The sequence below is a fragment of the Gilvibacter sp. CC01 genome, assembly GCF_055755295.1.
Genome location: NZ_CM146909.1, coordinates 227170 through 253946, shown reverse-complemented (window position 1 = coordinate 253946; position 26777 = coordinate 227170). Strand labels below are relative to the sequence as shown.

The window sequence follows — 26777 nt, the reverse complement described above, 5'->3', positions numbered from 1 at the left end:
TTGTAATTGCATTCTGGTCAGCATTACACTTTCTTAAATACAAAGGGCGTGCCAAACTTTTAAAGTATTGATTATCAGTAACAAAAAACACTGCCCTCCAAGGAGAGCAGTGTTACATCAACTAAATCATGATACTAGTTGCGGCTGCGACGACCGCGTCTGTTATCATTGTCATCATCGTCCCAATCATCATCCCAATGGAAATCCCAATCGTCATTGTTGGTCTGACCTCTAGAACGATTCCCTACTCGATAAGTAGTGTCGTAATGCCCGTTACCGAAATAACGGTCCGCAAAGGTAAAGGTTGTGCTTCCTGTTACTCCGCAAGTTCCAAAGATCACGTTCAAACGGTTTATATGTCCTAAAGTGTGGCTTACGTTTCCGCGTCTGGCATATATAATGTCCATACCGCCAACACCGACTAGTCTTCCTCTGCGGTAGCGCAATGGCACATCGCCAATAAAACGAACCTTTCCATTCGGTTTGTAAAATATATGCGTACGGCCAATGCTGTGGATAACCCCGAATCGGTCCATGTTCAATCTGTAATGACCACGTCCGCGATGTCCGTTCGCATGGACAGGGAGATTGCGTCTGGCGTTACCTCTGCCAATCACACGACCTCGTCTGTTGTATTGTACGGTATTTGGAAGGACATAGCTAAAACTGCCATCCAAGAACACTTCAAACAAGATACCGTCTTCGTAAAAAGTTACCGATTGTGTACTTAAATAGCGTTCGTAGTTCCCCCAAGGATTGTAAACCTTAGATTCCGTAGTCACATTTGCCTGTGTAGAAATTCCGATTAGGAATATACCTACTGAAAGAATTGCTTTTTTCATAATCCTGAAATTTTGGGTTTTACCTACTCTTAAAGCTTTTCGGCTTGCGCTATTGCTTTAAGTAAACCAAAGCGCGTGCCAAAATTTCAAGTAATTGTTTATGAGTAAGTTACAGGATTAAAGCTTGGCCTTAAGGTGTTTTGCCGTATATGACCTTTCTTCTTTAACGATCTCTTCCGGAGTTCCGGAAGCGATAACAGTTCCTCCTTTATCGCCGCCCTCTGGACCGAGGTCGATGATGTAGTCTGCACATTTAATAAGGTCTAGATTGTGTTCTACAACAATAATAGAGTGACCGTTCTCCAACAAGGCGTTAAAGGAATCCAGCAATTTTTTAATGTCGTGAAAATGAAGCCCGGTAGTTGGTTCGTCAAAGATGAATAGGGTGTTGTCCTTACTTGCTCCTTTGATTAGGAACGAAGCTAGCTTGATACGCTGCGCTTCTCCACCAGAAAGGGTAGAGGAACTTTGCCCTAATTGTACATAGCCCAAACCGACTGCCTGCAAAGGTTGAAGCTTGTCATGGATCTTGTTCTCGCCATGTTGATCAAAGAAGGCAATTGCCTCATCTACCGTAAGGTTTAAAATATCATCTATGCTCTTGCCATTGAATTGAACTTCGAGCACTTCTTTCTTGAATCTCTTGCCTTTACAGGTATCGCATTCCAAGTGAACATCGGCCATGAACTGCATTTCAATGGTTACTTCACCTTCTCCTTTACAAGTCTCGCAACGCCCTCCGTCTACATTAAAAGAGAAGTGTTTGGCCTTAAAGCCACGTATCTCAGAAAGCTTTTGCGCTGCGAACAGCGAGCGAATATCATCATAAGCTTTTATGTAGGTTACCGGGTTGGATCTGCTAGAGCGCCCAATTGGGTTTTGATCTACAAACTCTATGTGCTGTAAGGCATTCTCTGGCAATTCCAAAGTAGAGAATTGACCCGGCTTTTCACCGTATCCGCCGAGTTTGCGTTGTAGCGCTGGGAAGAGGATCTTTTTGACCAAAGTACTCTTGCCAGAGCCTGATACTCCGGTAACTACACTAAAACTGCCCAATGGAAATTGGACGTCTATATTCTTAAGATTGTTGTGTCTAGCTCCTTGGAGCTCAATGAAGTTCTTTGCCTCTCGTCTTTTAGCCGGAACTGGGATCTCTAAGCGTCCGCTAAGATAGCCTGCGGTTAAGGAATCAGACTTTAAGATCTCATCGTACGTACCTGTTGCAACCACCTCTCCACCAAAAGTACCAGCTTCTGGTCCGATATCAATGATCACGTCTGCGGCCTTCATCAGGTCCTCGTCGTGCTCAACAACAATAACCGTATTACCAAGATCGCGCAGGGATTCTAAAACACCGATCAGTTTTTCTGTATCTCTTGGATGCAGTCCTATACTGGGTTCGTCCAAGATGTACATGGAACCAACCAAGCTGGAACCTAAGGACGTAGCCAAGTTTATACGTTGGGACTCTCCACCAGAAAGGGTGTTCGATTTTCTATTAAGCGTCAAATAATTCAATCCGACGTTAGAAAGAAAACGCAAACGATTATTGATCTCTACCAAAAGGCGTTTTGCAACCTGAGTATCGTGATCGTTAAGTTCTAACTGTTGGAAATAGTTTCTTACTTCTTCAATCGGTAATTCTACAAGGTCAGAAATAGACTTGCCTTGAATCTTAACGTAGTTTGCTTCTGGGCGTAATCTGCGGCCATAACAAGTGCTACAGCGTGTTTTTCCACGATAACGCGAAAGCATTACTCGGTTCTGGATCTTGTAACTCTTGGCTTCTAACTCTTTGAAAAAACTATTAAGGCCTTCAAAGTAGTTGTTGCCTTGCCAAACCAAACGCTTGTCCGCCTCAGATAGCTCATACCAGGGCTTGTGTATCGGGAAGTCGAATTTATAAGCGTTGTTTACCAATTGGTCTCTATACCAGCTCATAGATTCACCGCGCCACGGGAAGATCGCATTTTCGTAAACAGAAAGCGCCGTATTAGGCACCACCAGATCAGGATCAATTCCAATTACATCGCCATAGCCTTCGCAGCTAGGGCAGGCTCCATAAGGATTGTTAAAGCTAAAAAGATGAACATTGGGCTCCAAAAAGGTTTGCCCGTCCATTTCAAAACGGTTGTTGAACTGTTTTTTATCTCCAGTATCGACCGCTTCTATGATGACATCTCCTTTGCCTTCGTAGAAAGCCATTTCTATAGCATCACCCAGTCGGTGATAAAAATCTTCATCCTCCTTTTTTACAATACGATCTACTACTAAGTAGATATCTTTTGGAAGTGATTTGTCGAGGCTGTCTTCTATCCGCAGCACTTGGTCTGCTGCTTTTATTCTGGCAAAACCTTGTTGCAAAAGGGCTTTGAGTTTATTCTCCAAACTGCGACCTTCTTCTAAAATGATAGGCGCCAGTAGTAGCAATCGCTTGCCATCCTCTAAAGTTTTGATGTAATTTAAGACATCAGTGACCGTATCTTTTTTGACCAATTCCCCAGAGATAGGCGAGTAGGTCTTACCAATTCGAGTGAATAGGAGTTTGAGATAATCGTAGATCTCTGTCGAAGTACCCACTGTAGATCTAGGGTTGGTCGCATTGACCTTTTGTTCTATGGCTATAGCAGGGGCAATACCTTTTATAGCATCCACCTTGGGTTTGCTCAATCTGCCTAAGAATTGTCTGGCGTAGGAGGAAAGACTCTCCACATAGCGTCGCTGACCCTCTGCGTAAAGGGTGTCAAAAGCCAAACTCGATTTACCACTCCCCGATAGTCCGGTTACAACTACCAGCTTGTTTCTTGGGATAGCTACATCAATATTTTTAAGGTTGTGCAGTTTTGCCCCTTGAATTAGGATATTATTTTTAAAATCGGAGGTTGATTCTGACACAGTTTTGGCTTTAAAAAACCCTGCAAAGATACCACTTAAATGGCGGTTTTAATAGGGGTGCAGCCACACAAGTTTTAAACAAAAAGCAATATTTTTTTTGCGTATGTAAAAACTTTGTTGTTATATTTACGAACACTAACGACTTTTTTAAAGCGCACGCCTATAGCATATTTTTACTTTATAATTAGATAGAAACCAGAGCCCTAGCGGTTTTTGAGCCTAATAAAGTATTAATATGGAACGCAACTTAACCAGTGACGCACAGCTCGTAAGAGCATACATCGACGGCAACGAAGCAGCTTTATGCCAGCTTATAACTCGCCATAAAGAGAAAGTCTTCAGTTTTATTTATTCAAAAGTTTACGACCGGGATGTCGCCGAAGACATTTTCCAAGATACTTTCATTAAAGTAATTCGCACTTTAAAGCGAGGTGCTTATAATGAAGAAGGGAAGTTTTTACCCTGGGTGATGCGTATTTCGCATAATCTGGTTATCGATTACTTTAGAAAGAACAATCGTATGCCGAAGTTCGAGAACAATGGCGACTTTAATATTTTTTCTGTATTAAGTGATGATTCTCTTAATGCAGAGAAGCGATTGATAAAAGATCAAGTTGCAGACGATGTAAAAAGGTTGATAGAAGAACTGCCTGAAGATCAAAAAAACGTCTTGATCATGCGTATGTACAAAGACATGAGTTTCAAAGAGATCTCAGAGCAGACGGGCGTTTCCATCAATACGGCATTGGGAAGAATGCGTTATGCGCTTATAAACCTGAGAAAGGTAATTGATAAGCATAATATTATTTTAACTAATTGATACAATAAACAGTACAGCAGCAACGTTCTTTAGGAACATTAACTCTTAAACAACGTTCTATGCAAGAAATGTACTCTAAGACCTCACGCAGGGACCCCGTGAATAAAATGGTTCCAAAAGAAGAGACGATTAAGTTCCTTCTAGATTATTCTAAGGCTTTAAGTGTTATAGATTATAATAAATTGAAGTTTGAAGCACTTCTAAACTAAACTTTGGAAAAACCCGCTTAACGGCGGGTTTTTTTATGCCTTCTTTTTAGCTTTAGTCTTGTAATAATCGTTCAAAACGGATTTTCTTCCTACCGTTTTGGTTATGATGTCCTTTGCAAGATCCCAACCTCTAGCTGGGGAGTATTGCCTTCCGTACCAAATGATCTGCAAGTGCAATTTGTTCCACAGGTCTTTAGGGAACAGGCGTTTAGCATCTTTTTCGGTCTGTACTACATTCTTGCCGTTGGTCAATCCCCAGCGATACATAAGCCTATGAATATGCGTATCTACCGGAAATGCAGGCACATTAAAGGCTTGTGCCATAACTACACTTGCCGTTTTATGACCTACTGCCGGCAGTGCTTCAAGAGCTTCAAAGCTTGCAGGTACTTGTCCGTTGTGCTCGTTGATCAGAATATGTGATAGCTCATAGATGCCTTTGGACTTCATGGGTGAGAGCCCAACTGGCTTAATGATCTCTCGGATCTCTTCTTGACTGAGCTTGATCATATCATAGGGATTATCCGCTATGGCAAATAACTTCGGAGTGATCTGATTTACGCGAATATCAGTACTTTGGGCAGACAATAATACTGCGATGAGTAGGGTATAAGGATCTTTGTGATCTAAGGGTATAGGAATTTCCGGATAGAGTTCCTGCAAAGTGTCTATGACGAATTTTACCTTTTCTTGCTTGGTCATTATTGCGTAAATTTGAACAAAAATAGCAAAATGAATACACTAAAAGCAGGAGATGCGGTTCCGCATTTCAAAGTCAATGACCAGAACGGAAACCTAGTAGATTCTAACGATTTTAAAGGAAAGAAATGGGTGGTTTTCTTTTATCCGGCTGCAAGTACTCCGGGCTGTACCGCAGAAGCCTGTGATCTGCGCGATCACTACAGCGAATTACAAGCCAAAGGCTATCATTTGGTAGGCGTAAGTGCCGATACAGAGCGTAAACAAAAGAATTTTAGCGATAAGTATGACTTTCCGTTTCCGCTATTGGCGGATACCGAAAAAGAGGTTATCAACGCCTTTGGTGTTTGGGGACCTAAAAAGTTCATGGGCCGCGAATATGACGGAATTCACCGAATGACCTTCTTGATCAATGAAGAAGGGGTTGTGGAGCATGTGATCGAAAAGGTGAAGACCAAAGTCCACGCTGCTCAAATTCTAGAATTATAAAAAGAATATTCCTTTTAAGACTGCAGGGCCTTTTCATTACAATTGAAGAGGCCTTCTTTTTTGATCATTTCGGCAATTCCTTCTGGTAGCATTTCTTCCCAACCCGGTTCTCCGGCTTCTATCATACGAAGTACTTCGCGAGAGAAAATGTCTAAAATATCAGAGTTAAAGTCTTCAATATCAACGAGTTTTCCATTATACTTAAAGAACTTGTAAAGTTCCTTCATGCGTGGGTGTACCTTTAGATTCTCGCTGGTAATATACTCCCCTTCGCTGGTTCGCATCGGGTAGAGGTATACTTTAAGGTCCTTAAAGAAGAGCTTACCAAAGGCCTCCAAAATCCCGCCAGAAAGATGGCGGTAGTATTTTTCATCAAATACATCGACCAAGTTATTGACACCCATGGCCAATCCAATGCGATTCTTGGTGTAGTTGCTAAAATATTCCACCAATTTATAGTATTCCTGGAAGTTCGATATGAGCACCGTGTGACCCAAAGAACAGAGTAATTCTGCTCTGTCCATAAAGTCGCGTTCGTCTATTTCGCCCTCTGCGCGTAAATTCGACAGCGTGATCTCAAATATGGTGATGGATCTGTTAGGATCCACCTTGTTTTCTTCCATAAACAATCGGTGGGCCGTCTCATACATATCGATATTCACCTTGGTTACCGGTCTAAAGCTACCGCGAAGAGCCAAGATGTTCTTTTTGTACAAGATTCTAGCTGGAAGTATGTTGTTTCCGTCAGGACCAAAGATGATGGCCTCTGTCATCCCGTTCTTAATAAGTTGTAAACTCATCAAACGGTTGTCTACAGTGGCGAATCGCGGTCCGGAGAAATTGATCGTATCGATCTCTATCTGATCTTTGTGTAGGTGATCGTAGAGGTAACGCAAGAGTTTTCTCGGCTGATCGTGCTTATAAAAGGCCCCGTAGATAAGATTAACTCCTAAGGTTCCTAAGGTTATTTGTTGCAGGCGAGCATCGTTCTCTTTAAAGCGTACGTGCAGTATGATTTCGCTGTAATCCTCTTCTGGAGTAGTTTGAAAACGAATTCCAACCCAACCATGGCCTTTGTACTTCTTAGCAAAGTCAATTGTCGTAACTGTATTGGCGTAAGTAAAGAAGATCTTATCCGGATGCTTATCGCGCAGGATACGCTCTTCGATAAGCTGGGTTTCGTGCTCTAGCATGCGTTTTAGGCGTGGCTCAGTCACATAACGTCCGTCTGGCTCAACGCCGTAAATAGCATCACTAAAGTCTTTGTCGTATGCCGACATTGTTTTTGCAATGGTTCCGGAAGCACCTCCCGCTCTAAAGAAATTACGAACTGTTTCCTGACCAGCTCCGATCTCGGCAAATGTACCGTAAATGTTCTCGTTAAGATTTATCCTCAGGCATTTGGCGTGTATGGAGGGAATATTTTCAAACTCCTTGTCGCCTTTAATCGTTTCCGGCATAATTCATTGCAATTTGGATGTAATACAAAGGTACTAATTCCAATAGGGTTTCAAAAAATTTAGAATTATTTTTACAAGCATGAGATCACCACTCAAAATTACTTTTTTAGGTACGGGAACCTCGCAGGGAATTCCCATAATCGGTAGCACACATCCGGTTTGTATGAGCGATGATCCCAAAGACAAACGACTACGAGTTTCTATACAGCTGCACTGGGATGATAAGTACTACGTGATCGATTGCGGTCCGGACTTTAGGCAACAAATGCTTCGCGTTGGACAGCAGCGTTTGGACGGAATTTTACTCACTCATGAACACAGCGACCACACAGCTGGATTAGACGATATTCGCCCCTTTTTCTTTAGACAGGGCGATGTGCCTTTCTATGCTGAGCAAAGAGTTTTTGATGCCTTGCACGAACGTTTTGCTTACATCTTTGAGACAGAGAACAAATATCCTGGTGCACCGACCATAGCCGAAAACAGAATTTCTCCAAACAAAGCTTTTAAGTTGGGTGGCAAACAGATCGTTCCTATACGGGTGATGCATGGGGATCTATCCATCCTTGGTTTTCGAATCGATGATTTTGCTTATATGACCGATGTGAAATCCATCCATCAAAAGGAGCTGGAAAAGCTGAAAGGCCTTGATGCTGTTGTTATCAGCGCACTTCGTGTGGAGCCGCACCGCACTCATCTCAATTTAGAGGAAGCAATTGAGCTCGCGCAGCAGATAGGTGCCAAGAAAACCTATTTTACGCACATAAGTCATTTGCTAGGTTTCCATGAAGACGTCTCTAAATACCTGCCAGAAAATATTTACCTTGCTTACGACAATTTGCAACTTAACCTCGAATAAATAGCGTCTAGCCTTTATGAAGAAGTCAATTTTTATGTACCTGTTCTTTTTTTCTATCCTTTTGGTCTTGTTCATGTATGTGAACCAAAAGCGCATCTACGAAGACCAGCAAGGAAAAATCGATAAATTGGAAGCTCAAATTGATCAACTAACAGCCGATATCGACACCCTTCAGGCGCAGAACACTAGCCTGAATTACTTTACCCTTCAAGGCAATGATAACGCCATGACCTATTTTGAGTCTCTGGGTTTTGAAGCTGCTGATATAGAAAATTACGTGCGTGAATCTATCTATGTCTACAACGGACAAACAGAGGGAAACCCTTTAATTCCGTATGAAGGAATGGACGGAACCATGCGTATCAATAAACTTAAATTCTTGAATCACCGCTGGCTGGTGGCAGACTTTACCGATGGTCGCTACTGGGGAGAAATGGTCTTGGAATATTTTATTGAAGACGATAAACAGATCACCTTCAACACCCTTGGTTCCTTGATGTATCCAAATTAGAGGTGTTTTTCTAACCAAGCTTTGAACTCGTAGAAATTCTGCGGAGCCACCCCGTGACCTACCGGAAACTCGCTAAACACATTTGGAATTCCCAGCTCGTCTAGAAAGCCTGGGGTTTTACGGGCCCATTCTACAGGAATAACGCCGTCAACGCTTCCGTGGGAACTGTAAACCTGAAGTCCACTGAAATCATTTTCTCGATAATCCTTCATGTACATTTCTTCTACGATATACCCGCTTAATCCAACCACGCATTTTATTTGCTGCGGATAGGAGAGGGCATAGGCAAAACTCAGTATGGTCCCTTGGCTGAATCCTACCAAAGCCACTCGCTCTTGGTCCACGGGATAGGCCTCCAAAACTTGTTCTAAGAAATCCCCTAAAAGTTCTCTCGAGGCAACAGCTTGCTCAATATCATTGAATTTGCCACCTCCAACTTGGTCCCAATGAATAGCATACCAGGCATTGCCGTATGGCTGCATCTTATGCGGGGCTTGGGCAGAAATTATCGCGTAATCCTCTGGCAGTTCAGAAGCAAAGGAAAACAGATCGTTCATATCGCTGCCATAGCCGTGTAGCAATACTAAAAGTGGCGCTTTTACGGCACCATTGGCGGCAGGTCGGTACAAGTGTTCTAAAGCGAAGTTGGCCATAATTCTAATTTATCTGGCAAAACTAGGCATAAAAAAAGCCACCGTAAAACGATGGCTTAGATATCTTATTCTTAAGATCTAGGCAACGCCTTTAAACCAATCTTGAAATAGTGAACCAACAAGGGGAACTTCTTTTTCCTCTCCTTGGATAGCTCCAACTAGGCCGAGCACCCAAAGCACTAGTAGTACTAAGTTAAGTACCCAAAGTACAAGCGCTAGGCCTGTTACTTGGCCAACAATGCTAATGGCTAAAGAAAAAAGCATAAGCCCTAACATTTGTCTAATGTGAAAGGCGCCTAAACTAGTTTTATTGCTTTGATGCATTACTAAGGCAATGATCCATCCGATCAAGGTAATGTAACTAATAATGGCAATGGTTTTGCCGTCTTCTGCGGTCTCTGACATGGTAAGTTGTTTTTAGTTAGTGATTTAGCTTTTTAAATATAGCTAATTACTTTAAAAACTGAAACCACTCTTCGAATTTATTGCTAAGAAATGGAATAGAAGGGCTCTTGCCAATTATGGCAGTAACCAAACTGTACGCCCAAGCTACAAAGGCAGCTATCCATAAAGTGTCACCAATTATAGGGTTCATGTAACGATAGGCAACTTGTGCGCAAAATAAGATCAGCAGTAAACCAAACATATTCTGAATGTGCTTGGTTGCAAAGGAATGTTTGGGCTCTCGATTCATAAAATAAGCGATCAAGGTCCCAATAAAGGTAATATAAGCGATAATCGCTATAGATTTAGCCGAAGGAGATTCGCTCATGAGTTCAAATGGTATTTTTCTCCTAATATCATGCCGTAGGCTTTTCCTTTAAGCTGATGTCCGTTGAATATACAATTCTTAGAAAAGGAGGGGAGCTGCTTCGCATTTACAGTCCATTGCAAATCCGGATCAAACAAGCTCAAATCGGCCTTCTCACCTGCTGCGATTTTTGTTTGTGCTATCCCAAAGTTGGATTTTAATCCAGTTAAGGCATCAACTGCCTCTTCTAGTCCTAAGGTCATATTAGCCACACCAAATAGGCATTCCAAGCCAATGGTTCCAAAATCAGCATGATCAAATTCTTTTTTCTTGGCCTCTATATCCAAAGGATTATGATCTGAGGTGATCCCATCAATAGTGCCATCTTTAAGACCAGTTATAAGTGCTTCTTGATCCTCTTTTGTACGCAAAGGAGGCATTACCTTGTATTGGGTGTCAAAACTGTCGAGCACTTGGTCTGTAAACAGTAAATGATGCGCAGCAACACTACAACTAACCTTAAGACCTTCATTTTTGGCGGCTCTTATCAAGGCCACGCTGGCAGCAGAAGAGATGGTCGGAATATGCAGCTGCCCACCGCTATAGCTCAAAATGCCAAGATCTCGCTGAATTCTTAGCGTTTCAGAGGTGGTAGGGATCCCTTTAAGTCCTAACATAGTGCTTTGAACACCTTCGTGTACAACTCCTTTTGGCGATAAACCGTGCTCATAGGGAAACGACTGCACCAGGCCACTAAAGGGCTGGGTGTATTGCAGTGAAAGTTTTAGCAGGTTTACATCATCTATCGGACGTTTGTAGTCGTAAAAACTCTTGCAGCCCGATTGGAACATATCGAACATCTCTGCCTGATCCACACCCTGGCTCTTTTGTGTAAGTGCTCCGATAATCAAAGCATTTACAGCAGCTGCTTCTGTGCGTTGCGCTATAAAGCTAACTGCGGATTTATTATCGGTAATGGGGTCGGTATTAGCGTTTATGGCAACATGGCAAAGGCCAGAAGCGGCACTTACAGCCATTCCATTGGCAAGGGTTTCTCGCTGTTCGTAACCCGGTTCTCCAAAACACACACTGGAGTCAAACCAACCAGGAGAGAGGTGTAAATTCGGTTTGTCTATAACTAGATCAGCATCTGCCGCCTCTATGGAGGCTGCGATCTTTTGAATAGTTCCGTTAAAAATAAGGATGTCGCGCTTCTTTTTGTGGTGATCACTAGCACGATCGATGACGGTTGCGGATTTTATTAGCACCTGCATTGGTGCAAAGATAATACTATCTTTAAAAATTATCCTACTTAAAGAATCTCAAAATCGCCATTTCTAGCAGTAAAAAGATCGAACACAAGAGCACGAACCACTGCCAAAGTGGTCGTTGTTCACCGGCCTGCTGCAATTCGTTGAGCAATTCGCTCAGGTCATCATAGAAATTTATGCCTTTTAGATCGGCTGCTTCGAACAGGCGTAGATCGGCTTCTGCTCTAGGATTGTTGTAGCTAAGAACTGCGAGGGTATCGGTTTGGTTGAGTGCAAAATAATGCCCAGGTTCGGTTGGATTCTCTTCGGATTGTAAAACGAGCTTGCTGGCAAAACGCTGCTGTAAAGGAATGAACTGCTCTTGGTTCCCGTTTAACTGAACAATCTGATCTTCAGACAAACTCACCGCTAACGCGATCTCTTGTGGTTTGCCAAGCTCGTAATACAGCACCGGGATTGGCAGCGCTTTTTTGGCCATATTGTAAAAGGTTGGTACAATAAGCGGCGATTCTTTAAAATTAGAATGCGGATTACTCAGCGGCGAAGCAAAGACATACACACTTTCATATTGTATCAAGAACGGATTCTGACCTTCTAAGGTTAAAGGATCATTTCCGCTACTGCTCAGATCGAAAAAGGTATTTACTGTAGGATATTGAAAATTTGTGACCTGCTGGTTAAAGACCCCATTAAATAAAGGATGATCAAAGTTGATGGTATTTAGCTTGCGCTCCTGAGAAACTGCCTCTGAAAAGCTACCGGCATCTAATTGCGATAAAAGGCGTTGGTATTCGGCGGTATCGGCATTAGCGGCAGGGACCACTATGATAACACCTCCATTTTCTTTAAAGCGCAAAAGTGCGGTGGACAATCCTGTTGGAATGCGTTCCAATTCGTTTAATACAACTACATTTTGCTGCAGAATTGCATTGTAATCTGCCGCGGTATGCGGGTTGTGCACCAATTCAAACTCCGGAGCAGCAAAAAGTTTATCTAGATAATTGCGCTCTGCTTGGTTGATACTCATCACCTTTATGGCCGTTTGCTCACCAAGACTAAAATAAAGCTCATTGTCAAATTCCAGCTCTTGGTCATTTATGCTGAGTCTACCTAGGTAAGATTCCTCCAGAGTTATAGGAAATTCAACTTCGGCCTTTAAAGACTCGCTAAAACTAACAGCCGACTTTGCGCTTAAGGCGTCTGCCTTAAAAAGTGAGACCGGGTAATTAGCGTTACTGCGACCAGCTGCGCTGAGTTGTACTTTTAAAACAGCGTTTCCGGCAGATGTTGTCTGTATATAGGCAGAATCTATGCTCACATTTGCTGCGGATCTAGGCCGTAGTTGAACTGCTAGAACGTCTATGTTGGCCGTAGTGTCTGCATTTGCAAAGGCTCGAGACTGAAAATCCGATAGCAGTACCAACTGCTTATTCGTGTCTTGACTAGAGAAGCTTCCGGCGGCCTTTAGCAATAGTTCTTTATAGGTGTATTGCTTGTAGGTTGGGCTTACCTCTAAAAGACTGTTCCTAAAATCTGCTTCGGATTCACTGAAGTAATCTTCGGTATTGGTAAACCATCTGATATTACCTCCTAAAGGTGGGTTGTCATACAGACGCTGCACGGCATCCGACAATAAGTTTGTATTGTCGCTACGCGCTGTCATACTGTAACTGTTGTCCAGGTAAAAAAGGTACTCGTATTCTTTATCGTCTTCTTGTTTTTCTGCTAAGAAGGGTTGTGCAAAAGCTGTGACCAAAGCGGCTAGGGCCAAACATCGCAGCGTTAATACCAACCATTTCTTTAAAGTCGAGCTCTTTCGGGTCTTTAGCTGGATCTCTTTTAAAAAAGCGACATTGGTAAAAGGAACCTTCACAAAGCGCCGCAACTGAAACAGATGTACCAATATTGGTATCAACAGCAGTAAAAGGGCGTAAAAGATCTCGGGGTTCTTAAATTGCATATTCGTCCAAAGCGTACAACACTCAAAGATACACTTTTGCTCAGCTTCCTAAGGGCTTTTAACGTCCTTGCAACATTTTTATGTAAAGCTGTGATAAATCAGCCCGAATTCAATGCAAAAAGAATACAAAAACTAGAATTTTTCATCCACACCCAAACCGAACAAGGCAAAGTCGTACTTCACCGGGTCTGTAGGATCTAACTTCCGTAAGGCTTTGTCTAATTCCTGTAAGGCTTTGGCGTCGTTTTGTTTGCGTTTGAGCAGTTTGAGTTTTCGAGCTACACGACCGCTATGCACATCTAAAGGGCAGGAGAGGGCAGAGGCCGGAATTTGGGTCCAAAGTCCAAAGTCTACCGCTCTTGCATCACTGCGGACCATCCACCGCAAATACATATTGATCCGCTTAGCTGCAGAACCACGTAAAGGATCGGGCAAGTGTTTTAAAGTCCTATCTGGCGGGTCATAGGCAAAGAACTCTTTTTTAAAATGGTGCAAGCCCAATTGCAGTTCTCCATGCTGCTTGTAAAGTCTGCCAAGACTGTACTCCAAACCTTGATTTTGCCTGTAAATTTGCTGTAATGCCTTTAAAAAATACTTGAGATCTTCTGCCTGAAATGTTCGGTGCACAAAGCTGTTAAAAACCTCCAGATCCTTTGATTCGTGATTTACTACGAAGTCATGGGGAGCGTTGCCCATTAGTTCCATCATGCGACCAGCACTGTTAAGAATGCTGCGTCGGTTTCCCCATGCGATAATAGCCGTAAGAAAGCCACTGATCTCTATATCTTCTTTTAAATTGTATCGATGCGGAATTTGAATCGGATCCTGTTCTAAAAAGACAGGCTGTTCGTAGTGGGCCGCTTTTTCGTCTAGAAACTCCTTTAGTTCTGTCTTGTTCATGACACGATCTTCCCGTCTACCATAGTGAGTCTTCGGTCTGCCATATCGGCCAAAACATTGTTATGGGTAACAATAATGAACGTTTGCCCCATTTGGTCGCGAAGATCAAAGAACAACTGATGTAGTTTGTCTGCCGCTTCTGAATCCAAGTTACCAGAGGGCTCGTCGGCCAAGATAAGATCGGGATTGTTAATCAGCGCCCTTGCAACTGCTGCGCGCTGTTGTTCCCCGCCAGAGAGTTCACTGGGTTTGTGGTGGTAGCGCTCTTTTAGGCCTAACAGATCGAGTAGTTCTTGCGCTCTTTTTTGTACTTCGGATTTTGGAGTGCCAGCTATATAGCCGGGAATACAAACATTCTCTAAGGCCGAGAACTCTGGTAAGAGTTGATGAAACTGAAAAATAAAGCCCAAATGTTTGTTTCTGAACTCTGCGAGTTCTTTTTTACTCAGGCCTTTAAGCTCTTTACCTTGAAACTGAAGTGAGGTGGTATCCTTATCTGGACGGTCTAAGGTTCCTAAAAGTTGGAGTAGGGTGGTCTTACCTGCCCCGGAGGCGCCAACTACAGAAACAATCTCTCCTTTTTCTACTTTTAGGTCCACGCCCTTAAGCACGTGGAGGTCACCGTATGATTTATGTAGATTGATTGCTTGTATCATCCGCAGATTCTTGACCGTAAAATTAGCACAATAAATTGTGCGGTGCAACGGGCCAATTAGAACCAGTTCCCAAAGTTGCTCACATCCACAAAATAGGTGATACGCAGCGAAAGTGTATGCTGCGCAGGCTGATCAAACAAGGCTTCCAAACTCTCGGAATAATTTAGGTTGGCCAAATCGGTTTGGTTAAACATCTGGTTTCTATAGAGGAGTGTTGCTTCGCTCCCCGGGGCGAATCGCCAACGGAAGCTCAAATCCAAGTTCCAAATGTTGAAGTTAGTGTCTGGATCTCTGTTCTCCAGATCGTAGTCTGTGCGGGTTCTGCTGCCGTCATCATTGAGCATCCAATACACATTGTCGCTGTGATTGGCGGTACTCCAAAAATTACGAAACCGCAGGTCTATGGCCTTATAGGGGTCAAAATTATAGCTCGCAGTTAAGCTGTTCTCTATATTGGTCAGATCGCGTTGCCCAATAATGATCCCGTTGTCGTCGTTGAAGATCCAACCGAAATTATTCTCGTTCTTGGAATAGTTGGTAGACCATACAACCAAGAAATTATCTGTAAAGCGGTAACGCGGAGATAAGTTGATGTTATAGCGATATTGCTGCTCTGCATCCCAATTCTGATAGCCGAGGTTTAGATCGTAAGCAAATTTCTTTCTAAAATCCGAAGAGACAAATCCGCCGAAACCATAATTGGACGGATAAGTCAGAAAACGCCCTGCTACTCGCGGTTCAAAGTAATCGTCACTTTCGGTATTGTAACTGGCGTCAACTCCAAAGGCAAAACGTTCAGGGGTTACAAAGAAGGCGTTGGTAAAGATGCTGTTTCCTGTTTGCACATCCGGCTCATAAAGGCGTCTGTGTCTAACTGTTAGATTAATACGGTAAAAATTAAAAGTCTCTGTAGGTTCAAAGATCTGATAGCTTCCGCCCACAACAAAGTTGTTGAAGTTGTTGCGAAAGTTAAGTCCTAAGTCGTTGATATCTAAGGTTGTATTTGCTAAATCGTGTCCAAAGCGATACCGGAAGTTTCCTTTGGTCTTAAAAATGTCGAACTCTGTTCGCAAACCCGTTTTAAAGCCGTTGCCCTCATTCACATTACTTACTACCACACGGCCAGAGGTTCTAAAGGTATTGGCTTTGTCGGCTACATCAAAAGCCAAAGCAGTAACGTTAGCATCTCTAAAATTACCGTTTCTAAGTACATTGGTATTGATCAGGGAAATAGAAGAATTGTCATTCCATTGTTGATCCAACACAAATATGTTGTAATTGGCAAGTGGCTCTATAAGTACCTCTCGACGCTCTCCCGTAAGGGTATCTTCTATACTGGCAAAGGTACGCTCGGTAATTGCATTGAAAAAACCAACACCCAACTTCTCTTTGGTTCTACCCGAGATCTTTAGTGCGTTGAGCAGATTTACTTTGGAGGGCTGTTCTACTATTCTTTCGTTTTCCTCTAAAGGGCCAACACTACCCGTAGGGGCGTTACCAACTCGTCTGGAAAAGAAAATATCCCCTTTATTGAACAGCTCTATCCCTTCTACAAAGAACTGTCGGTTCTCTCTGAAGGTTTGTTCAAAAGGCCCTAAATTGAGTCGGACCTCGTCAAAAGCGGCTTGCCCAAAGTCAGGGATCAAGGTTGCATCCAAAGTAAAACTGTCACTCAAACCGTATTTTATATCCATTCCGGCAGAGAAATTGGTGTCAGATTCTCCGTCAAAGGAAGTGCCTACACCTTGCACAAAAGGGAATAGGGTCAATCGCAGCGGTGGGTTTATTCCGCGAACCCCGCTTACCGTTCCGTTGTACTGTGTTTCGTTCCCAACACTGTTCTCAATGAAATTCCAGGTATGGGTCTGATTCTGTGTTTGCAAACGACGATAAAAATTCACGCTCCAGTCTTGGACATCCACCTCAGGAAAACGCAAAGCGTTATAAGGAATGCGAAATTCTGCATACCAACCTTTGTCATCCATACTGGTGCGCGCACTAAAGACCACATTGTAACTAAAATCTGTTCGGCCGTTAGACACAAAGGCATCGCCAATGGTTCCAGCACTGTTGATGTAAAAACGAGTCTCGTTGATGCCGTCATTGTAAGTGTTCAAGGCAATGGTAAAAACGTCGGCTTGCACAAATACCTCATCGCGTTGCGAGAATTGCGTGAGTATGTCCTGCGGATTCGGATCGTATAAATAAGCCGCTACGTAAACAAAATTGTCGTCATAGGCGAATTTTACTTCTGTTTGATACTCCGGAGGAATGACCCCTTCGTTTCCTGGCTCGTACATGTTAAAATCATTGAAAGCAGGCAGCGAGCTCCAAACTTCGTCATCTAAGATCCCGTCTATTTTCGGTGGGTTTTCAATCCGGGTGGCCTCGAGGTTTTTTCGCTCTTGGGCGAGGATCGAAGTAGGCAATAAAAGCAATAATAGCGTTAAAAGACGCAAGATCATACAGTTAATTTTTCTGCGCCAAGGCGCGGGGGCGTTAGTTGAGTCAAAACTACTTTGCTCAAATCAGCAGGGCTACTAAGGAAACGTTAAATAAATCAGGGAAAATGTCAAAAGAATTATAATTTACTCAGGAATGCGTAGCTTAGAGAAAATAATAACCCACACATGGCTTACCGACACTTTGAAGAATATTCTCAGACTACTACCGAGGACATGAAGGAAAAATACAGAGACATCATCACCAAATTAGGAGAAGATGTCTCTAGAGAAGGAATTGTTAAGACTCCTGAACGCGCGGCTAAAGCCATGCAATTCCTAACTCAAGGCTACGATCAAAACGCGGAGCAGATCCTGCGATCTGCCATGTTCAAGGAAGATTATGACGAAATGGTCATTGTTAAGGACATAGAGGTCTATTCGCTCTGCGAGCATCATATTCTGCCTTTCTTTGGGAAGGCCCATATTGCCTACATCCCCAACGGTTATATTGTAGGTTTGAGCAAATTGCCTAGAGTAGTGGATGTCTTTGCTAGGCGCCTACAAGTGCAGGAACGCTTGACTCACGATATACTGGAATGTATCAACAAAACCTTAAAACCTAGAGGCGTTGCCGTTGTAATTGAAGCCAGTCATATGTGCATGATGATGCGCGGCGTACAGAAACAGAACAGTGTAACAACCACTTCTGGATTTAGAGGGCAATTCGAAAAAAATGAAACAAGAAGCGAGTTTTTGCGTCTGATCAGTAATGAGCTTTCGTAGCCCTAAAATTTGGTACGCTTCTTGCTTGATAATTAATGAACTAATAAACACGTATGCGTAAATTAAAATATAAAATGTTGGCCAAAGGCTTGGTGCTGGATGCTGTTGGAATGGTGACTATGGTATTACCCGGATTGGGAACTCTTATCGACTTGGTTTGGGCACCTGTGGCTGCATGGCAGATGAATAAGATGTATCCCGGAAAGCAAGGAAAGATCGCCTCTGCTATTGTTTTCTTAGAAGAGCTGATCCCGGGCTTGGACTTTATACCCACCTTTACCTTGATGTGGTTGTATACCTTTGTTTTCAATGGAGAGGATCCGGGAGAACTGACTCCCATAAAAGTACGAGTAGACCAATAATAAAAAGCCCCTTCAAATTGAAGGGGCTTTTTGCTAATTCAAACGTCCAATTTACTGTATGGTGACGTTATCGAAAGTTACGCTGATGTCAGTTTCTCCTCCGGCATCTGCGAGGGTTCCATCATTTGGCTTGTTCGGCTCGTGACGCAAAACAATTGTTAAGCTTCCAAAGCTGTTCTCTCCAGTCGTAAAGCCCATAAGCACTCCTAAAGGATTTCCGTTCCCGTCTCCGTCTAAATAAGTAGGAGTAAGGTTAAGGGCACTACTTGGCAAATAAAATACTTGGTGCTCGTCGGCTTCTTGAATAACTTCTAGAGTAATGTTCTCAGCCGGATCTTCCGTAGCATTTAAAAACACGATAGTACTTGTGTAAGTTGTGTTAGGAGCCAATTGACCGCTAATTGTCAATTCAGGCTCTCCGGGGCCGTCGCCGTCAAGATCCTCCGATTGGAAAGTTACTGTTGGGCCTCCACCTTCTGGAGTCAAAGTAAGTATCAAGGTAGTGATCACTTCTTCCTCATTCACTTCATCTGGAGTGTTGTCGTCATCATTGGAACAAGCACTAAGTACCAGTGTTGCAACAATGGAAGCAATAAATAAAACGTTCTTTTTCATAATTCTCTGGTTAAACATTATTAATAATTGATTTTAAGATTGAGTCGTACATTCCTACCCAAATCATCGGCGTAGTAACGCAAACGATTCAAATAGTTTCTATACGATGTATTAAACAAATTAGTGATCTGTAGCCCGAGCTGCAGATCAGATTTTTCATTAATTTTAAAAGTGGCAGAAGCATCCCAATTCCAGAGCTGATAGGCATCAGGAGGAGTACTCACATCCACAAGTTCATTTTGCTCGGTTTCAGGGACAAAAACCGTAAAGTTGTTGTCTGGAAACTCATTTTGTCTGAACACGTATTGACTTTCAATTCCGGTTTGGAATTTGAACCAATCAGGTTTGCTAAAACGAATGGCGTTGTTCAAACTAGCCGGAGGCATATTGATTAGCGGCAGATCTCTTGTTTGATCATAACCTTTTACAAGGCTGAATTGCGCTGTAGTACTCCAGTTTTGGTTAAATTGATAATTTGCGTCAAGATCAATACCAGTCAGAAATGCAGCGGTTTGTCGGTATTCCCAAACTTGGAAATTACCACGGATAGTTTGCTGAACCCCAGTAGGTTCTATCAGGATAAAATCATCTATCCAATTCACAAATGGAGCTGCTGTAAAACTAAAACGTTTTCCTTGTTTTTCTAGGCTCACAGAAATACGGTTGGCTACCTCACTATTGAATCTCAGGTCTCCTAATTCAATACGTGACGCACTGTGATGTAATCCTTCACTGAATAGCTCCGAAGCGTTAGGTGCACGTGTTGCCAAAGCATAATTAAAGAACAAGCGATACGAATCATCGATCTTATAGTTTAGACCTGCCGTAGCAGCCCAATTATTGAATTCCAATTCTGGATTCACTAAAACTTGAGTCCCGGTCTCTTCAATGACAATATCTGCAAACTCCTCATCATAGCCTCGGGATTCCCAAAAACTGTTGCGATAGAATTTAAACACATCCATTATGGTGTAGTCAAATCGAATTCCAGCCTCTATTAGCAATCTGTCACTGACCTTCCAATCGCCAATAGCGAAAGCACCCAAGGTATATTGTTCATAATCAGGAATTAGTCTACGCACACCTGTGGAAGGATCTGCTACATTTTCTTGATAAACCCAATTGAGTCCTGTGTTGATGCCAAAATCATCAGTTAATTTACTTTCTAGGCTTGCCACAAAATTGTGGGTGGTGAGCTCTAAGTCAACAGCTGCCCGATCTCTATTATCACCACGACGCACATCGAACTCAAAGCGCTGGTTCCACTGCAGATCGTACTGCAAACTGAGTTTGCCCAAGTTCTCGAATTGCTTGAAATAGGAAAGTCGCCCAGTCAGGTGTTTTACTTCCTGTCTTGGGACCAAGATGTCATATGTGAAATCCTCAACAATTAAGGGACGCTCGCTGTTTATGGCAGCAACTTGATCGCTTGCACCGCCTAAATGACTCGCTCTAAGAATACCAATGGTAGTTTGGAAGTAACTCATATAAGCCTCAAAACCAGAGGAAATATTATTTTTTCCTAAACGCAGGGAGAAATCGCCTTCTTCTACGCCGGTATTGCTTAAGACATAGTCTGGAGCTTCAAAATCACCAAAGCGCTTGGCTGTACCCTGTATGGTTGCATACCAACCATTCTCATAACCTTTAAAGAGTTCTGAGGTTATACTGCCTCCACGACCATTGGTTGCACCACTTAAGATCGTTTTACCGTACAAGGTATCTGTAAGCAAGACGCGTCTCGGTTCTGCAATTATCACTCCACCTACTGCATTCCCAGAATACTGTAGGGTAGAGGCTCCTTTTAAGACAGTGATCTGTCCGGCGCTATTGATATCGATATTCGGGGCGTGTTCTGCACCCCATTCCTGGTCCTGTAAGCGCACTCCGTTATTGATAATATTCACCCTGCTGCTATGCAGTCCGTTGATAACAGGCTTAACCACTGTATTCCCAGTGTTTAGCGAAGAGACTCCACTAAGGGTATTAAGCACATCACCAAGACTGCCGCTGCTGTATTGTTCAATAGTAGCAAGGTCTAAGGTGTTGTTGAGTTGTGTTTCTGATTGCGTTCTGAATGATCTGCCAGTTATCAGAACTTCATTCAAGGCCTCTAAATGATGTTCTAAAAATAGCGTACGCTCGGTATCCTTGCGAAGATTGATCTCGAAGCGTTGTGTTTTGCACTGCGGATGCTGAACTTCTACCACATAGATGGCCGGACACAATCCGGAGAAAGAAAAACGTCCATCCAAGTCAGTATAAGCAATAGCAGTACCGCCTACAATACTCAGCGTAGCGCCATTTAAAGCTGTATTCTCATGACTGTCTATAACACTGCCGCTAAACTTGAGTTGGCAATCTTGTGCTATAACACAGAGGGTACACAGGCATAAACCTGCGGTTAATATCAATTTATTCATTAGGGGATTCCTTGATTAAACAATCCTTTTGACGGAGTATTTAAGCAAGTGGGGGTGCACGACCAGTGGCGCTAATTGCCTGCGCCTTAAGCGTGGAATCTAACCAGTTTGGGTAGCTTACCAAGACCTTTTGAGTAAGGGGCTCTTCCAATTCACTAAAAAAGAGCTCGTCAAAAAGCGGTAAGCGCAAATCATCCAATTCACAAACCGGTGCGTCCTCGTGCATGTGCACATCGGTCTCAATACAGACCTCGTGCTTATGTAGATCTAATACGTGTACATATTGCGAAGCTGTAGGAAACAGCAACAGCCCTAAAAAGAAAAGGGCACCCAATTGCGATATGTACGTATAGTTTTTCAATCTTTTAATAAAAATGACAAGCCTAGGGCGCGTAACATCTTTTTTTCAAAGTTCCAGAAAAATTTAAATTCTCCAAACAACCAGCCAAAAAATACCAACAACACCTGATAAATAGGGAAGATCAGTAGTATTCTCGCCGGCCAATAGATCCAAGCGCTTCCAGATCTTGAAATACCCAAGTATTCTACCAAAGGCCCAGCAAATTTAGCAGCTGTGCTCCCTGTAATGGCAAAAACTAGGAAAATTACAGTGAGTTGCCAATTGTTCTGAATGTTCCAACGCGCTTTTAGTTTTTCCATCAGAGCTTTTGTTTATAGGTCTGTTGAAAATAAATGAACCAGTTGTATAGCAGATAATTAACTTCCTTACCGTATTTTACATTAGGCTCATAGTCTATCTGCCATAGATACAACTGAGAATCGTATTGATTCGGGTTGATCACCCTGCGGTTGTATTCTTGCACATAGAACAAATTCCTATTCTCTAGGAAGCTCAAAGTGTAATAGTCTTCTGGAAACTGGGTCACCAGCCAATTGTAGAATCCTGGTTCTATGATTATGATCTCGTAATCTAGGCTGTCATTGGCAATACGAACAGTATCATTTACAGCAGCAGTACCTCTGGCCGTTTGAGACGGCGCTTTGTAACCGTCACAGCTAAATAGAATTAATCCGGTAAATAGGAATCCTAGAAGGTACTTCATCTGCATTTGTATTGCAGCTGTAAATTTACTAAATCTGCCGGCAACCCCTAAATTTCTTTAACTTCCTTTAACAAAAAAAGAGGCGATAAGCCTCTAATTCTGTTGTTATTTGGAGTTTTATCTAGCGTCCGCCAAAAAGGCCACCTAGGTTATCTAAGATACTACCGTCGTGTTTATTGGATAAAGCTCCCATAAGGCCTTCTGCGCCTTCTGGAGAAGCAGCATTGCGTTTCATAGCACCCATTAAAACAGGCAAAGCCATGGACAATACTGACTGTGTTTGTGACTGAGAAGCATTTGTTTGAGAGCTAACTCCGTTTATGATTTGTTTGCCCATGTCGCTTTGGAGCAAATCCATTAATCCTTCCATACTTATTGTTTAGTGAATTATTTCTGATTACTAATTAAAAAAGGTGAAGAACAAAAACTAGTACCTCACCTTAAAAATTTCTAAACGAGTCGGTTAAAGCGCAGACAATAACCGATAAACTACATTAACCTAACAAGCTTACAATTTGATCAGCAAGTTCTGTTCCTATTCTATCTTGCGCCTCTTGAGTTGCAGCACCTATGTGCGGTGTCAATGAAACCTTTGGGTTCATCAAGACCTTAACAGCAGGTTTAGGTTCTTCTTCAAAGGTATCTAAGCCAGCAAAAGCCAGTTTTCCGCTGTCCAAAGCCTCTATAAGAGCCACTTCGTCTATCACCCCGCCACGGGCAGCATTGATAAGAGCAGCGCCCTCTTTCATTTGCGCCATTTCTGCTTTACCGATCACATAATCTTTTTGAGCCGGCACATGTAGTGTGATGAAGTCTGATTTTTGAAGTACTTCATCCATTGCTATGGTCTTGATCTCAAAATCCATGGAGCGGCCGTCAAAGAAGTCCAATTGAAGCCTTGCGGCTTCTGTATACTTATCATGAGCCAGGACATTCATTCCGCAGCCAATAGCGATTTTTGCTACGGCTTGACCAATACGTCCAAAACCAATTATTCCTAAGGTCTTTCCGCGCAACTCAGCACCTTTGGCATAGTTCTTTTTAAGGTCTTTGAACTTAGTATCTCCGTCCAAAGGCATATTTCTGTTGGAGTCGTAAAGGTATCGCACCCCTGTGAAAAGGTGAGCAAAAACCAATTCTGCCACAGAGGCAGAAGACGCAGCTGGTGTATTGATCACGTGCAATCCCTTCTCGCGGGCGTATTCCACATCAATATTATCCATACCAACTCCACCGCGACCAATAAGCTTAAGGCTAGGGCAGGCATCTATAAGATCCTTTCTCACTGTAGTTGCAGATCTGACAAGCAGACCTGTTATCTCGTTCTCATTGATGTAATTCTCTAATTGCTCTTGAGCCACTTTAGTGGTGATCACTTGGTAACCTGCCGCTTCTAGAGCGTTAACTCCACTTTGTGAAATACCGTCATTGGCTAAAATCTTCTTCATTTTTCCTGCTGATTTGTATTAAGCTGTTCTTTGAAATTCTTGCATAACATCCACCAAAACCTGCACGCTGGCCAGTGGTAAGGCGTTGTACATGGAAGCGCGATAACCTCCAACACTACGGTGTCCGTTCAGGCCATTAATACCTGCTTCTTGCCACATCTTGTTAAAACGATCGGCTTGTGATTCGTCATTAATAGTAAAAGTGGCATTCATAGTAGATCGGTCTGCCGGATCTGCCACAAAACCTGTAAAGAGTTCGTTGCTATCGATCTCATTGTATAAAAGAGACGCTTTGGCCTCGTTGATCTGCGCTATGGTTGCAATACCACCTTGCGCCTTTAACCACTCCATGGTCAACATTGAGGTATAGACGGCAAATACAGGGGGCGTGTTAAACATACTGTCTTTTCCAAGATGCACCTGATAGTCCAACATAGATGGAATGCTACGCTGAACCTGCCCAAGGATTTCCTCTTTTACAACCACCAACGTAGTTCCGGCTGGCCCCATATTCTTTTGAGCTCCCGCATAGATAATATCGAATTGGCTAAAGTCTAATTCACGTGAAAAGATGTCACTACTCATATCGCACACCAATGGCGCATCCGTTTGTGGAATCTCTTTGATCTGAGTACCGAAAATGGTGTTGTTGGTAGTTAGGTGCAAATAATCTAAGCCCGAGGGAATCTCATAAGCTTTTGGGATATAATTGAAATTTTTGTCTTTAGACGAAGCTACTTCAACCAGATCTCCAAAAAGTTTTGCTTCTTTGATGGCTTTAGATGACCAAGTTCCTGTATTGAGATAGCCAGCTTTGGTTTTAAGCAGATTGTAGGCTACCATAAGGAACTGCATGCTGGCGCCACCTTGTAAGAATAATGCCTGATAACCTTTACCAATCAAACCGAGATGTTCCAAAGCCAGGCTTCTGGCATTCTCCATTACGGCAACAAATTCCTTACTTCTGTGTGAGATCTCAATTATAGATAGTCCTATTCCATTGTAATCTACCACTGCATCTGCAGCTTTTTGCATTACAGACTGAGGTAAAATACATGGGCCGGCGCTAAAATTATGTTTCTGCATGCTTGTTTTATTAAGAGTACAAAGATGTTAATTAAGTGAATGTCCTGTGTTAATTAAGCAATAAATTATCAACTAAAGTTTTAACAAGAAATCCATAGTGTCTAGGCCATCAGCATAGTCGTTGAGTCTGGGACTTTGGGAAGTTCCAAAGGGAATAGCATTTGATATGCTTTTTGGCCCTACAATACATTGGATTTGATCTTGCTTTGCTTGGAGTTTGTCCTTAAGATCTTCTTTGATTGCATAGGTCTCGTAGAATACACTAGCAATAGGAGAAGCCATGCGCTCGTCTTGCTTTATCATAAAGAAGCCATTCTCTAGAAAATCGAATTGGCTCATTAAAAAGACAGCTTTGTTGTAATCGTAATTGTTTTCGTATTTCTTGTGCTCGAGCAGGTGTTTCCAAGCGTAAACGGCCTTGAAAACCTTGTCAAAATCATAGCCTACAGGAACATAGAGTTTCGATACCGAACGGCAACCCAGGCCGTAATAGCGAAATATATCATTGGATAGGCCAGCCAATTCCTCGGCAGATTCTTCGCCAGACAAAACAGCGACAGAATTTCTATTGCGTCTAATTATGTGGGGCTTATTCTTAAAGTAATGTGCAAAATAGCGAGCAGTATTATTGCTCCCTGTTGCAATTACAGCATCGTAATCGGAGACAGTTTCCTTTCTAACTTCGATATAGTCTTTCCAAGTCGGCTCAATGGCTATTAACCTGTCAAAGAGATAGGGCAGCAGCAACTGATCGTTGGAGGAGAGTTTTATTTGCAGCTTGTTCCCACTTAAAAGCACGCAAAGCGCGTCATGCAGTCCTACCATAGGAATGTTTCCTGCGGCTATTACAGCTATCGTCTTGGGCTCATTGTCATTAATGCTATAGGAAGCTAGCCAGTTTTCAAGTCTTTGGGCCTGCAATTCGTCTACCCAAGCCACTAAAGCAAAGCGCACTTGCTCTTCGGTAAACCAGCCGTTATGAGCTTCAGCGCGGTTCAATAAGTGCTTAAAATCTTCAGAAGGTGGGTCTTGGGCCATTAGGGCTTTGAGTTCATCTCCAAGCTTGCTCCAACTCGCTATGCGTTTTTCTAGATCCAACTTCATTTGTGATTACCGCTTTTACGCTTTATTTTTGCATGGCAAAGTTAGAAAAAGAAAATGCTATGGCGATCATAATTACCGACGAATGTATCAATTGCGGCGCCTGTGAGCCAGAGTGCCCAAACACTGCCATTTATGAGGGTGCCGACGATTGGCGATATGCAGACGGGACAGATCTCACAGGAGACTTGGTTTTGCCCAACGGAGCTGCTGTGAACGCAGAAGAGACCCAACAACCTATAAGCGATGAGATCTACTATATAGTACCCGATAAATGTACAGAGTGCATGGGCTTTCATGAAGAGCCGCAATGTGCAGCCGTATGTCCGGTAGATTGTTGTGTGCCAGACGAAAATCACGTAGAAGACGAAGGGACCTTGCTCGGAAAGCAGGCCTTTATGCACCACTGATCATAAAACAACTTATTAGAAACGCCGCATATTCGGCGTTTTTTTATGTCCTATTTCGGGGGTGAA

Annotated in this window: 27 protein-coding genes and 1 pseudogene; 7 read left to right on the top strand and 21 right to left on the bottom strand. The window is 42.8% G+C overall.

Annotated features, from left to right (window positions below):
• Nucleotides 1-134 precede the first annotated feature (134 nt).
• Together AC0J2F_RS01255 and uvrA are read right to left on the bottom strand one after the other, a co-directional pair.
• On the bottom strand, nucleotides 135-842 hold the full coding sequence (locus AC0J2F_RS01255) for a hypothetical protein (protein WP_473008239.1): 708 nt from the start codon (nucleotides 840-842) through the stop codon (nucleotides 135-137).
• Nucleotides 843-959: 117 nt separating this feature from the next.
• Nucleotides 960-3737, bottom strand: coding sequence for an excinuclease ABC subunit UvrA (gene uvrA, locus AC0J2F_RS01250; protein ID WP_473008236.1), 2778 nt, complete (start codon nucleotides 3735-3737; stop codon nucleotides 960-962).
• A gap of 235 nt (nucleotides 3738-3972) precedes the next feature.
• On the opposite strand from uvrA, the gene AC0J2F_RS01245 reads away from it, so the two are divergent.
• Nucleotides 3973-4557 (top strand): RNA polymerase sigma factor, encoded by a 585-nt coding sequence (locus tag AC0J2F_RS01245; protein ID WP_473008235.1) that lies wholly within the window; start codon nucleotides 3973-3975, stop codon nucleotides 4555-4557.
• Nucleotides 4558-4799: 242 nt separating this feature from the next.
• Here the strand turns inward: AC0J2F_RS01245 and AC0J2F_RS01240 are convergent, their stop codons facing one another.
• A complete protein-coding gene (locus AC0J2F_RS01240) occupies nucleotides 4800-5468 on the bottom strand; it encodes an endonuclease III domain-containing protein (RefSeq protein ID WP_473008233.1) in 669 nt (222 codons plus the stop codon).
• A gap of 30 nt (nucleotides 5469-5498) precedes the next feature.
• Between AC0J2F_RS01240 and bcp the strand changes: the two genes are divergently transcribed.
• Nucleotides 5499-5954 carry a thioredoxin-dependent thiol peroxidase gene (gene bcp / locus AC0J2F_RS01235; protein ID WP_473008232.1) on the top strand — a complete coding sequence of 152 codons (456 nt, stop codon included), beginning with the start codon at nucleotides 5499-5501 and terminating at the stop codon, nucleotides 5952-5954.
• Between the two features lie 14 nt (nucleotides 5955-5968).
• Here bcp and AC0J2F_RS01230 read toward each other — a convergent pair whose 3' ends face one another.
• On the bottom strand, nucleotides 5969-7414 hold the full coding sequence (locus tag AC0J2F_RS01230) for a TonB-dependent receptor (RefSeq protein ID WP_473008230.1): 1446 nt from the start codon (nucleotides 7412-7414) through the stop codon (nucleotides 5969-5971).
• Nucleotides 7415-7493: 79 nt separating this feature from the next.
• Between AC0J2F_RS01230 and AC0J2F_RS01225 the strand changes: the two genes are divergently transcribed.
• Entirely contained in the window at nucleotides 7494-8273 is a 780-nt protein-coding gene (locus AC0J2F_RS01225) for an MBL fold metallo-hydrolase (RefSeq protein ID WP_473008229.1), read from the top strand.
• Nucleotides 8274-8289: 16 nt separating this feature from the next.
• The gene (locus AC0J2F_RS01220; protein ID WP_473008227.1) at nucleotides 8290-8784 is read left to right on the top strand and encodes a hypothetical protein; all 495 of its coding nucleotides are present in this window, start codon (nucleotides 8290-8292) and stop codon (nucleotides 8782-8784) included.
• Here the strand turns inward: AC0J2F_RS01220 and AC0J2F_RS01215 are convergent.
• The 8 genes from AC0J2F_RS01215 to AC0J2F_RS01180 form a co-directional block, all read right to left on the bottom strand.
• A complete protein-coding gene (locus AC0J2F_RS01215) occupies nucleotides 8781-9437 on the bottom strand; it encodes an alpha/beta hydrolase (RefSeq protein WP_473008226.1) in 657 nt (218 codons plus the stop codon). The genes AC0J2F_RS01220 and AC0J2F_RS01215 overlap by 4 nt on opposite strands.
• Before the next feature lie 78 nt (nucleotides 9438-9515).
• Nucleotides 9516-9842 carry a hypothetical protein gene (locus tag AC0J2F_RS01210; protein ID WP_473008225.1) on the bottom strand — a complete coding sequence of 109 codons (327 nt, stop codon included), beginning with the start codon at nucleotides 9840-9842 and terminating at the stop codon, nucleotides 9516-9518.
• Nucleotides 9843-9888: 46 nt separating this feature from the next.
• Nucleotides 9889-10209, bottom strand: coding sequence for a hypothetical protein (locus AC0J2F_RS01205; protein ID WP_374958090.1), 321 nt, complete (start codon nucleotides 10207-10209; stop codon nucleotides 9889-9891).
• A complete protein-coding gene (locus AC0J2F_RS01200; protein WP_473008224.1) occupies nucleotides 10206-11462 on the bottom strand; it encodes a dihydroorotase in 1257 nt (418 codons plus the stop codon). The genes AC0J2F_RS01205 and AC0J2F_RS01200 overlap by 4 nt, the downstream gene beginning before the upstream one ends.
• A gap of 34 nt (nucleotides 11463-11496) precedes the next feature.
• Nucleotides 11497-13419: a BatA domain-containing protein gene (locus tag AC0J2F_RS01195; RefSeq protein ID WP_473008222.1), complete on the bottom strand. Its 1923-nt coding sequence runs from the start codon at nucleotides 13417-13419 to the stop codon at nucleotides 11497-11499.
• Nucleotides 13420-13551: 132 nt separating this feature from the next.
• A complete protein-coding gene (locus AC0J2F_RS01190) occupies nucleotides 13552-14319 on the bottom strand; it encodes a TIGR02757 family protein (protein ID WP_473008221.1) in 768 nt (255 codons plus the stop codon).
• A complete protein-coding gene (locus AC0J2F_RS01185; RefSeq protein WP_473008220.1) occupies nucleotides 14316-14975 on the bottom strand; it encodes an ABC transporter ATP-binding protein in 660 nt (219 codons plus the stop codon). Before AC0J2F_RS01185 ends, AC0J2F_RS01190 begins: the two co-directional genes overlap by 4 nt.
• Before the next feature lie 56 nt (nucleotides 14976-15031).
• Nucleotides 15032-17440, bottom strand: coding sequence for a DUF5916 domain-containing protein (locus AC0J2F_RS01180; RefSeq protein WP_473008218.1), 2409 nt, complete (start codon nucleotides 17438-17440; stop codon nucleotides 15032-15034).
• A 165-nt stretch (nucleotides 17441-17605) separates the two neighbouring features.
• Here AC0J2F_RS01180 and folE point away from each other — a divergent pair, with 165 nt between their 5' ends.
• A complete protein-coding gene (gene folE / locus AC0J2F_RS01175; RefSeq protein ID WP_087525216.1) occupies nucleotides 17606-18202 on the top strand; it encodes a GTP cyclohydrolase I FolE in 597 nt (198 codons plus the stop codon).
• A 53-nt stretch (nucleotides 18203-18255) separates the two neighbouring features.
• Nucleotides 18256-18564, top strand: a complete 309-nt coding sequence (locus tag AC0J2F_RS01170) for a hypothetical protein (protein WP_087525217.1) — start codon at nucleotides 18256-18258, stop codon at nucleotides 18562-18564.
• 51 nt (nucleotides 18565-18615) lie between these two features.
• On the opposite strand, the gene AC0J2F_RS01165 is transcribed toward AC0J2F_RS01170, so the two are convergent.
• From AC0J2F_RS01165 to AC0J2F_RS01125, 9 genes and pseudogenes are all read right to left on the bottom strand, one after another.
• Nucleotides 18616-19179: a type 1 periplasmic binding fold superfamily protein gene (locus tag AC0J2F_RS01165; protein WP_473008217.1), complete on the bottom strand. Its 564-nt coding sequence runs from the start codon at nucleotides 19177-19179 to the stop codon at nucleotides 18616-18618.
• A 20-nt stretch (nucleotides 19180-19199) separates the two neighbouring features.
• A complete protein-coding gene (locus AC0J2F_RS01160) occupies nucleotides 19200-21602 on the bottom strand; it encodes a TonB-dependent receptor (RefSeq protein WP_473008216.1) in 2403 nt (800 codons plus the stop codon).
• 40 nt (nucleotides 21603-21642) lie between these two features.
• Nucleotides 21643-21963: a hypothetical protein gene (locus tag AC0J2F_RS01155; RefSeq protein ID WP_473008215.1), complete on the bottom strand. Its 321-nt coding sequence runs from the start codon at nucleotides 21961-21963 to the stop codon at nucleotides 21643-21645.
• Nucleotides 21960-22262 carry a DUF6787 family protein gene (locus tag AC0J2F_RS01150; RefSeq protein WP_473008214.1) on the bottom strand — a complete coding sequence of 101 codons (303 nt, stop codon included), beginning with the start codon at nucleotides 22260-22262 and terminating at the stop codon, nucleotides 21960-21962. Before AC0J2F_RS01150 ends, AC0J2F_RS01155 begins: the two co-directional genes overlap by 4 nt.
• Nucleotides 22262-22666, bottom strand: coding sequence for a DUF6146 family protein (locus AC0J2F_RS01145; protein WP_473008212.1), 405 nt, complete (start codon nucleotides 22664-22666; stop codon nucleotides 22262-22264). The genes AC0J2F_RS01150 and AC0J2F_RS01145 overlap by 1 nt, the downstream gene beginning before the upstream one ends.
• 127 nt (nucleotides 22667-22793) lie before the next feature.
• Nucleotides 22794-23036: pseudogene (locus AC0J2F_RS01140) on the bottom strand (DUF937 domain-containing protein); the annotation flags it as partial.
• A gap of 124 nt (nucleotides 23037-23160) precedes the next feature.
• Complete coding sequence (locus tag AC0J2F_RS01135; RefSeq protein ID WP_473008211.1) at nucleotides 23161-24114, bottom strand: D-2-hydroxyacid dehydrogenase; 954 nt, start codon at nucleotides 24112-24114, stop codon at nucleotides 23161-23163.
• A gap of 18 nt (nucleotides 24115-24132) precedes the next feature.
• Nucleotides 24133-25200, bottom strand: a complete 1068-nt coding sequence (serC, locus tag AC0J2F_RS01130; protein ID WP_473008210.1) for a 3-phosphoserine/phosphohydroxythreonine transaminase — start codon at nucleotides 25198-25200, stop codon at nucleotides 24133-24135.
• 72 nt (nucleotides 25201-25272) lie between these two features.
• Nucleotides 25273-26304: an acyl-CoA reductase gene (locus AC0J2F_RS01125; protein ID WP_473008208.1), complete on the bottom strand. Its 1032-nt coding sequence runs from the start codon at nucleotides 26302-26304 to the stop codon at nucleotides 25273-25275.
• A gap of 59 nt (nucleotides 26305-26363) precedes the next feature.
• Between AC0J2F_RS01125 and AC0J2F_RS01120 the strand changes: the two genes are divergently transcribed.
• Nucleotides 26364-26711 carry a 4Fe-4S dicluster domain-containing protein gene (locus tag AC0J2F_RS01120; RefSeq protein WP_473009352.1) on the top strand — a complete coding sequence of 116 codons (348 nt, stop codon included), beginning with the start codon at nucleotides 26364-26366 and terminating at the stop codon, nucleotides 26709-26711.
• Nucleotides 26712-26777: the final 66 nt, after the last annotated feature.